At 48.2% G+C, this 9,646-nt stretch carries 7 protein-coding genes; all 7 read right to left on the bottom strand.

Translation table 11 applies throughout. The features are described 5' to 3' along the window. Window positions 1-262, bottom strand: a 262-nt coding sequence (locus tag AS194_RS12155; RefSeq protein ID WP_200960362.1) for an acyl-CoA dehydrogenase family protein, incomplete at its 3' end; no start/stop codon positions are given. 43 nt (window positions 263-305) lie between these two features. Continuing rightward, window positions 306-1,226, bottom strand: a complete 921-nt coding sequence (locus AS194_RS12150; RefSeq protein ID WP_058025753.1) for a hydroxymethylglutaryl-CoA lyase — start codon at window positions 1,224-1,226, stop codon at window positions 306-308. A 15-nt stretch (window positions 1,227-1,241) separates the two neighbouring features. Further along, window positions 1,242-3,359: an acetyl/propionyl/methylcrotonyl-CoA carboxylase subunit alpha gene (locus AS194_RS12145; RefSeq protein ID WP_058025752.1), complete on the bottom strand. Its 2,118-nt coding sequence runs from the start codon at window positions 3,357-3,359 to the stop codon at window positions 1,242-1,244. 70 nt (window positions 3,360-3,429) lie between these two features. Further along, a complete protein-coding gene (locus tag AS194_RS12140) occupies window positions 3,430-4,248 on the bottom strand; it encodes an enoyl-CoA hydratase/isomerase family protein (RefSeq protein WP_058025751.1) in 819 nt (272 codons plus the stop codon). 171 nt (window positions 4,249-4,419) lie between these two features. Continuing rightward, window positions 4,420-6,030, bottom strand: a complete 1,611-nt coding sequence (locus AS194_RS12135; protein ID WP_058025750.1) for a carboxyl transferase domain-containing protein — start codon at window positions 6,028-6,030, stop codon at window positions 4,420-4,422. 128 nt (window positions 6,031-6,158) lie between these two features. After that, window positions 6,159-7,937: an AMP-binding protein gene (locus tag AS194_RS12130; protein ID WP_058025749.1), complete on the bottom strand. Its 1,779-nt coding sequence runs from the start codon at window positions 7,935-7,937 to the stop codon at window positions 6,159-6,161. A gap of 306 nt (window positions 7,938-8,243) precedes the next feature. Further along, entirely contained in the window at window positions 8,244-9,503 is a 1,260-nt protein-coding gene (locus AS194_RS12125; RefSeq protein WP_058025748.1) for an FAD-dependent oxidoreductase, read from the bottom strand. Window positions 9,504-9,646 lie beyond the last annotated feature (143 nt).

Here is a 9,646-nt window from a genome sequence, read left to right as displayed (position 1 = left end):
CCGATGCCGACGCTCGGCTAATCTCTTCCATCGCCACCATATGAGCGACATAGCCCATATTGGAGCCGCCATACTCTTCAGGGACGGTAATGCCATGTAGACCCAGATCGCCCATCTTTTGCCACAGATCCATAGGGAACTCATCACTGCTGTCGATCTCGCTTGCACGCGGGGCAATCTCATTGGCCGCAAACTGCTGTACGACATCACGTAGCGCGTCAATATCTTCGCCAAGCTGAAAGTTCAATCCAGGTAAACTCATAACCATTCCTTGTTTTTTAGTAATTCATTTTTACGATAATTTTTTAAGACTGACGTTTATTAATCAAAGCCCGTGCCACATTTGAGCCATTTGGACGCTTTAAAAACCCACTAATACGCTCGCCTGCCACGACCAATTTTTCCAAATCGATACCCGTGCTGATACCCATACCATGCAGCATATAGACGACATCTTCGGTCGCGACATTGCCCGTTGCGCCTTTGGCATACGGACAGCCACCGAGGCCTGCGACTGAGGTATCAAATTCGCTGACTCCCATTTGTAAGGCAGCCAAGGTATTGCTGAGTGCTTGACCGTAAGTATCATGAAAATGACCTGATAACATGGCGATATCAGCGTATTCAAGGGTTGCTTGTAGGGCGCGCTGCACTTTGAGGGGTGTACCCACACCAATGGTATCAGCAATGCCAATCTGCTCTGAACCAATCTCAATCAAACGCTTGGTCACGTAAGCGACTTGGCTAGGGTCAATCTCGCCTTCATAAGGACAACCAACGGTACAAGAGATAACGCCGCGTACTTTGATACCTTGCGCTTTTGCCGCAGCGGCAACGGGCGCGAAACGCTCAATACTCTCATCGATACTGCAATTGATATTTTTTTGGCTAAAGGTTTCGCTGGCTGAGCCAAAAATAACAATTTCATCAGGACGGTAGGCAATCGCATTGTCAAAGCCGCGCATATTGGGCACCAGTACTGAGTAACAAACGTCCTTCTGCCGCGTTGGCGCAAGCGCATCCAGTAACGCGCTGTTATCGCCCATTTGTGGCACCCACTTTGGCGAGACAAAACTGGTCACCTCCAGTTTTTTAATCCCTGCGTCAATTAAATTATTGATTAAGGCTTGTTTAACCTCGGTCGGTACCGTCATGGATTCGTTTTGCAATCCATCACGCGGACTGACATCGACGATGGTGACATGGCTTGGATACGAGTGGCTCATGCTTATTGTCCTTTTCTATTCGCTTTCACTATCGATACGCAGTAGCTCATCACCATCAGCGACCAAATCACCTGCTGCAAATAACAACTCTGCTACCACACCATCAGTTGGCGCGGTAATGGTATGTTCGATTTTCATGGCCTCAATGACCGCAAGCGGCTCACCTTTTTTCACAGTATCGCCAACAGCTACTTTGAATGCAACGACTTGCCCTGGCATCGGTGATTTTAGGCTGCCGACTGCTGCTGTGTCTTCACCCACATGCGCCATCACATCAATTAAGGTAATCTCATCGCGTCCGCTATCTGTGAACACATAAACTGTCTCACTATTAACCCAGCTCTGCGCACTGATACGTGCACCCTCTAACCATAAGGTATGATTGTGCGCATCACTGCTATCATAGCTGACTTGCCCTTCATAAACCGTTTCAGCCTGAGCGGCGACATTGATATTGCTATCATCCTGCGTATTCGCGATTTCTTTACCAATAACGAGCGTAAAACTACTGAGATTGTCACCGCCCTTTTTGCGTTCAGCGCCACTCGCATTGTGCCAATTGCTGATACCAGCAATATATGACCGCTCATTATAAATGAGGCTAAATGAACGAGTATAATTGCTATAAGCACGGAATCCTGTCGGCTTGCTAAAGGGGTCGTTGTCTATCTTTTGTAATACGGCTTCGCTCGCAAGCTGCTGCGTAATAGCCGTCACCACAAGCGTCGATAATCCAAGCGGATGCTGATCAAACAGCTTGTCCTGCTCACGCTCTATCAACGCCGTATCAAGATTGGCGTTGTTAAATGAGTCGGTATTTAAGATATAACGCAAAAATGCCACATTATTTGGTAGACCCACAATACGCGTCTGCGCCAATGCACGATCGAGTCTCGCCAACGCTTGCTCGCGTGTGGGCGCATGGACGATAAGCTTGGCAATCATAGAATCGTAAAAAGGACTGATGACATCACCCTCGCGTACGCCATCATCGATACGCACATCAGCGCCGTTTTTATCAATGACAAAGGTGCTGTGCTCAGGCTTTTGATACGTAAACAACGTTCCCGTCGCTGGTAAAAAATTATTGTCAGGGTTTTCAGCGCAGATACGTGCTTCGATCGCATGACCGTTGATCGTCAAATCGTCTTGCGATTTTGGCAATGGCTGACCCGCAGCGACCAACAGTTGCCACTCGACCAAATCCACACCAGTAATGGCTTCGCTGACTGGATGCTCAACTTGCAAGCGCGTGTTCATCTCCATGAAATAAAAATTCATCGTGCCTTCGCGCTGCTCCACAATAAACTCAACCGTGCCAGCGCCGACATAATTAACCGCACGCGCCGCCTCAATTGCAGCCGTACCCATCGCTTCACGCATGGCCGTATCGACACCCGGTGCTGGCGCTTCTTCCAATACTTTTTGATGGCGACGCTGTACCGAGCAATCCCGCTCAAACAGATGCACATAGTTGCCATGCGTATCGCCAAATACTTGGATTTCGATATGGCGTGGTTTGAGCGCATATTTTTCGATCAATACTTGATCATTGCCAAAACTGGTAATTGCTTCACGGCGGCACGAGTCAAGCAAGTCAATAAAATCACTGCTTTGCTCAACGATACGCATGCCTTTACCGCCGCCACCTGCACTCGCTTTAATCAATACTGGATAGCCAATATCATCTGCTTGCTGCTGCAAAAACTGGGCGTCTTGATTGTCACCATGATAGCCGGGTATCAGCGGCACGCCAGCGGCCTCCATCAAGCGCTTGGACTCAGATTTGCCGCCCATGGCGCGAATCGCCTCAGCAGAGGGTCCGATAAACACCAAACCAGCCTCTTGGCAAGCCTGTGCAAAATTGGCGTTTTCACTCAAAAACCCATAGCCTGGGTGGATGGCCTCAGCACCTGTTTGCTTGGCGATGGCAATAATGGCATCACCTTTGAGATAGCTGTCTTTTGGTGCCGAACCGCCTAGATAGATCGCCTCATCACAGACAGCCACGTGCTTGGCTTCGCGGTCAGCATCAGAATAAACAGCGACGGTACTGACGCCAAGACGCTTAGCAGTCGCGGCCACTCGGCAAGCAATTTCACCACGGTTGGCAATTAGAATTTTAGAAAACATAACTATCCCTGTATCTTGTCGTTATTATTTGACGTCTTGTCTATTTGTCCGTTTATCTATTCGTTTATCGTTAGTTTGCTGTCAACCAATCAGGCTTGCGCTTTTGCAAAAATGCTTGCACGCCCTCCTTTCCTTGTGTTGATGAGCGAATATCCGCAATACCTTTTACCGTATCAGCAATCAGCTCATCAGTAATGGGCGCGCCTGCTATATCATGTAATAGCTGTTTGCAGGTTTTGACCGCATCGGGGCTGTTCTTGACGACCTTGCTACAGAATGCCGCCACTTCATCATCCAGCCACTCTTCGCTCACGCGCTCGTGAATAAAGCCAAGCTGACGTGCTTTTTTGGCATCGAACACCTCAGCACTTAAGAAGTAACGCTGCGCAGCTCTAGCGCCCATCGCTCGGATGACATAAGGACTGATGGTCGCAGGTGCCAAGCCCAAGCGCACTTCGCTCAGGCAAAAGTTGGCGATTTTGACAGCGATGGCCACATCACAGACGGCAACGAGACCCATACCACCTGCATAGACATCGCCTTGGATTGCCGCAATCGTCGGCTTGGGACATTCATAAATCGTCTTGAGCATTTGCGCCAATTTATCCGCATCCGCTAAATTCTCTTCATAGCTATAGTCCGCCATGGCGCGCATCCAGTTTAGATCGGCACCCGCACAGAACGCTTTGCCAGCTGCCGCGAGTACAATGACACGTACCTCGTCATCCACACCAAGGGTGGTAAAAGCATCTGTCAACTCGGCGATCATCTCGTCATTAAAGGCATTGCGTATCTCGGGACGATTCAACGTCACGGTAGCGATGTGTTGTTTTATATCGACTAATAGACTTTTATAATTATTACTATTTTTTGATTTTGCTTCTTTCATAACTTTCTCTATTTTCCTATTTATATGTCTATGTAAATACTTAGCCCAACGTTTGGGTCATCCATCATAATGCTCATATAAGAAAGTAAGATGTCAGAACCCGATGTCGCGGTAGAATTGTATTTAAAAAGATTGTCGCACCACTCTCTCATCACGAGCAGACCTTAGCGCTTACATTCTAAAGACACCAAACGTCGTCTCTTCAATCGGGGCGTTATAGGCAGCGCTCAGTCCCAATGCCAGCACTTGACGCGTATCAGCAGGATCAATCACGCCATCGTCCCACATGCGCGCGGTGGCATAATAGGGATGACCTTGCGCTTCATACATTTCACGAATTGGTGCTTTAAATGCCGCCTCATCTTCCTCACTCCACGCTTCACCCTTGCGATCAAAGTTATCACGCTTGACCGTTGCCAAGACCGAGGCTGCTTGCTCACCGCCCATGACAGAGATACGGGCATTTGGCCACATCCACAAAAAGCGCGGACTGTAAGCACGGCCACACATACCGTAGTTACCCGCGCCAAACGAGCCACCAACGATGACGGTGAATTTCGGTACTTTGGCATTGGCAACTGCCATCACCATTTTGGCACCGTGGCGGGCAATGCCTTCGTTTTCGTATTTACGCCCAACCATAAAGCCTGTGATATTCTGGAGGAATACCAATGGAATTTTGCGCTTACAGCACAGCTCGATGAAATGCGTGCCTTTTTGCGCCGACTCACTAAATAGAATGCCGTTATTAGCAATGATACCCACAGGCATCCCTTCGATATGCGCAAATCCACACACTAATGTGGTGCCAAAACGCGCTTTGAATTCATCAAAGGCACTGTCATCAACGATACGGGCGATGATTTCTTTGATATCAAATGGCTTGCGCTTGTCCGTCGGAATGACGCCGTACAGCTCTTTGGCGTCATAACGTGGCGGTCGCGGCGTAATTTGATTAGGAATGTGTTTGGCAGGGCGATTCAAATGACTGACGATATTACGGGCGATGGATAACGCATGAGTGTCGTTTTGCGCTAAGTGATCGACCACGCCTGAGAGCCGCGTATGCACATCACCGCCGCCCAAATCCTCTGCACTCACCTCTTCGCCTGTTGCGGCTTTTACCAGTGGAGGCCCACCCAAAAAGATGGTGCCTTGCTCTTTGACAATAATAGATTCATCGCTCATGGCAGGCACATAGGCACCACCAGCCGTACAGCTACCCATGACCACCGCGATTTGCGGAATACCTGCCGCACTGAGGTTGGCTTGATTAAAAAAGATACGACCAAAATGCTCTTTATCAGGGAACACGTCATCTTGGTTGGGCAAGTTAGCACCGCCTGAATCTACCAGATACACACACGGTAGGTGGTTTTCTTGGGCAATCTCTTGGGCGCGTAGATGCTTTTTGACCGTCATCGGGTAGTACGTGCCGCCTTTTACCGTGGCATCATTACAGACAATCATACACTCAATACCATTGATACGACCAATACCAGCAATCACGCCAGCCGCTGGGATATCCTCACCATACATGTCATGCGCTGCCATCGGTGCTACTTCCAAAAACGGCGTACCCACATCAAGCAAACGCTCGACACGCTCGCGTGGTAGTAGCTTGCCACGTGCTAGATGCTTGGCACGTGCGCGCTCTGAGCCGCCTTGGGCGACTTTACGCAGGTGCACATACAAATCATCGACGATCTCTTGCATCGCCGCACTGTTTTGCTGAAAGTCGCTTGAGTTTGGACTCAGTTTACTGGTTATGATAGCGCTCATGATATCCCTTTTTCTTTGATACATAGATACGTAAATGCGAGTAGCTTTTATATGAATGATGCCAACTGCTATTTTTTAAGTATGACCCACATAGTTCATCTTTAGTGTTTTAGAGCTGATAAATAAGCTTACGACAAACCCAACTCTTCTTTCATTTGCTCAATAATTTTATACTTTTGAATCTTGCCCGTGATGGTCATTGGATACTCAGTGACAAAGCGATAGTAAGCTGGCACTTTATAATGAGCGATATGCTCGCTGCAGAATTCACGGACTTCCTCTTCGGTCAAGCAGCCCGGCTCTTTAGGAATAATCCATGCTGCGAGCACTTCACCATAACGCTCGTCGGGTATCCCAACTATTTGCACATCGCGAATTTTTGGATGACGATAAAGGTAGTTTTCGATCTCGACTGGATAGATGTTTTCACCACCGCGAATCACCATGTCTTTACTCCGGCCGACGATTTTTACATAGCCGTCTTCATCCATCGTTGCCAAATCACCCGTGTGCATCCAGCCATCTTGAATGGCTTCTCGCGTTTTGAAGCGGCTACCCCAATAGCCTTTCATCACTGAATAACCACGCGTGAGTAGCTCGCCAGTCTCCCCGATAGGCACAATCTCGCCCGTCTCGGTGTCGATCACTTTTACCTCAAGTGCAGGCTGTACCAATCCTACGGTCGAGACTTGCTTCTCAAGAGGGGTGTGCTCATTGGTCTGGCAAGACACTGGACTGGTCTCTGTCATACCGTAGGCAATGGTGACCTCCTTCATGTGCATCTTGTCGATGACGTGGCGCATGACCTCAATCGGACAACTAGAGCCTGCCATGATGCCTGTACGCAAAGTGGATAAATCAAAGTTTTCAAACTCAGGATGATCAAGCTCGGCGATAAACATCGTCGGTACGCCATGTAGACCCGTACATTTCTCTTCTTCAACGGCTTTTAGCACCGTTAATGGCTCAAAGCCATCGTTTGGATAGACGATACAGCCGCCGTGCGTGAGAATCGCGAGGTTACCAAGCACCATACCAAAGCAGTGATATAACGGTACTGGAATGCACAATCTGTCGGCTTCCGTGAGGTTCATCGCCTCACCGATGAAGTAGCCGTTATTAAGGATATTTCGATGGCTCAGCGTCGCGCCTTTTGGTGTGCCTGTCGTGCCACTGGTAAATTGCACGTTGATCGCATCGGTATTTTTGAGCTGGGCTTGACGCTCAGCCACGCGTGGATCGTTGGCGTCGCCTTCCGCCATCCATGCAGAGAATTTTTGCATAAAGCCAAAGGTCTCATCCGACTCTGGCTCATCAATCCAAATGATACGTTCAATCGTTGGAATCTCAACCAAATCAAGCTGGGTATAATTTTTATGGTAAATCTCAGGACAGAGTTCACGAATCAAGCTGGCATAATCACTGGTTTTAAAATGACGCATAAGCACCAGTGCTGAGCAGCCGAGTTTGTTCAGGGCATATTGCAGCTCAAAGGTGCGGTAGGCAGGATTGATATTGACGAGGATAACGCCGACTTTGGCGGTGGCCAATTGCATCAGCAACCATTCAGCATTGTTGTGTGACCAGATACCGATGCGATCGCCAATCTCAAGCCCCATCTCAATCATGCTACTGGCTAGCTGGTTGACCTGCTGCTGTAGCTCACGATATGTCCAGCGAATATTTTGATGACAGACGACCAGCGCTTCGCGCTCAGGATATTTGGACACAATAGCATCAAAAAAGTCACCGATGGTCGCTTCAATCAGCGGTACATCAGGACCTTTATCATAGCTTTGGGTGAGCGGCGCATTTGCTGAGCGTGCGCCCATATTGATACTAGGGATATTATCTAAAATAGCGTCGAAATCAACGTGAGTCGCATCGAAATTAGAGTTTTGAGTCATAACGAGTCCTTTCGTTTTACTTTTTATAGTATTTATAGATGGTGCTGATTAATCGCTGGCGAGCAAACCTTCTTCCTTGATTCGGTTTGATATAGCATTCAACTACTATAACGCTATAAATGAAAGCATGTCAACAATATCAATACGGTATGTATCATTTAATTGGCCATTTAAAGACCTTGATTAAAAAAAAGATACCACAAAAACATGGCAGGTTTTTGACATAAAAAAGCCAGCCACATCATAAGGAATGGGCTGGCTCAACCAGTAACGTGATCTTTTAAACTTGCTTTTTAAACAAGTCTATTAGGATGCTTTGGGAGTGGCAGGCGCTTTGATTGTCACCGTTGCGCTCACTGCGTCAGTGTCATCTAGCAAGTCCATGATGAGTTCTTCATCACTCTCCGTCTTCACTTGCCAATTCCCAGCCGCGTTTGGCACACCCGTTACCATCACCGAAATCGCTTTGTTCTTTAGGCGAATCATTGGTGGTTTATGATCATAACCGCTGTGCTCGTGCCCTAAGATATCATCAGCGATGGTCGCAGCCTGTGCGCGTAGTGGCGCCACATAACGACAGGCAACCCCATTGATAGACATACAATCACCAATGGCATAGATGTGTGCAGTGTCGGTGCGCAATGTCGCTTCATCAACCACAATACCCGTACGACGGTCAAACGTAACCCCCGCTGCCGCTGGTAATTGCCCATCGACGGTCAGACCTGTACTGGCAATCACATGGTCTACGATCAATGGCTCAGGTTGCTCTACATCTGCATTATCTTCAGTTGAGGCGAGCGGTGCGTAGTCTACTCTTAGCTTTTCACTATCGCTGCTGTCGTCATTGCCACTCACGCGGGTAACAGCAGAGACTTGAGAGCCGCCCAAAAACTGAATACCTTGTGACTCAATTGCTTTGGCAATACGTGCCGTCGCTTTGGCTGGGAGCATCTGTGATAATGGCGCATCGTTCAAATCAATTAAGGTCACTTGATGACCTGCTTTTAGCAAGTCTTCCGCGATTTCTGTCCCGACCATACCAGCGCCAACGATGGCGACATGCTGGCTACCAGTTGCCAGCTTTTCTTGTAGCTGACCGAACTGCTTGATATGATTGACATGCCAGACCAAATCCTCTGGCAAGCTTTTGGGGAAAATAGGATGCGCACCCATCGCCAGCACCAACTTACCATAGCTGATCGTCGCATAATCCGTGTGGGCTGGATCTGGTCTATTAGCAGAGATAAGCTGTAACTGCTGGGTAGCCGTATCAATATCTGTGACCTGTGTGTCAGCCAGCAACGTCACGCCTGCGGTTTTTGCCGCATCGCTACCAGATGCCCGTACCAAGTCTGATGCGCGCTTGTTTTGGCTGATCGCCATGGTCAGCATCGGCTTGTGATAACGATCGCCACTATCGGAGGTGATCAAGGTAATCGGAATCTCTGCATCTTTTGCACGAATCGCATCAATCACATGCCAGCCTGCCAAGCCTGCGCCAATGATGACGACGCCATTTTTTGATGAGGTTATCGATGCTACAGATAGATTGTCTACGCTCATAAAAACTCCAATATGGTTTATGAATTATTCTAATTATCAACAAGGATGGCAGCCATTGTATCAGTAAACAGACATGCACTCACCTATCTAACCGTATAACCAATCACATATTCATCTATAGTCGAACCACTATTAAAGTGTTA

It is taken from the genome of Psychrobacter piscatorii (assembly GCF_001444505.1).
In the GTDB taxonomy this organism is placed as follows: domain Bacteria; phylum Pseudomonadota; class Gammaproteobacteria; order Pseudomonadales; family Moraxellaceae; genus Psychrobacter; species Psychrobacter piscatorii_B.
Note: the sequence above shows the minus strand (reverse complement) of the source record. Positions and strands in the feature narration are given on the sequence as shown.

Bases quoted from the DNA above. Each gene is read 5' to 3' on its own strand.
- AS194_RS12150 (WP_058025753.1), bottom strand. From the start codon at position 1,226: ATGAGCCACTCGTATCCAAGCCATGTCACCATCGTCGATGTCAGTCCG.
- AS194_RS12130 (WP_058025749.1), bottom strand. From the start codon at position 7,937: ATGACTCAAAACTCTAATTTCGATGCGACTCACGTTGATTTCGACGCT.
- AS194_RS12125 (WP_058025748.1), bottom strand. From the start codon at position 9,503: ATGAGCGTAGACAATCTATCTGTAGCATCGATAACCTCATCAAAAAAT.
- AS194_RS12135 (WP_058025750.1), bottom strand. From the start codon at position 6,030: ATGAGCGCTATCATAACCAGTAAACTGAGTCCAAACTCAAGCGACTTT.
- AS194_RS12140 (WP_058025751.1), bottom strand. From the start codon at position 4,248: ATGAAAGAAGCAAAATCAAAAAATAGTAATAATTATAAAAGTCTATTA.
- AS194_RS12145 (WP_058025752.1), bottom strand. From the start codon at position 3,359: ATGTTTTCTAAAATTCTAATTGCCAACCGTGGTGAAATTGCTTGCCGA.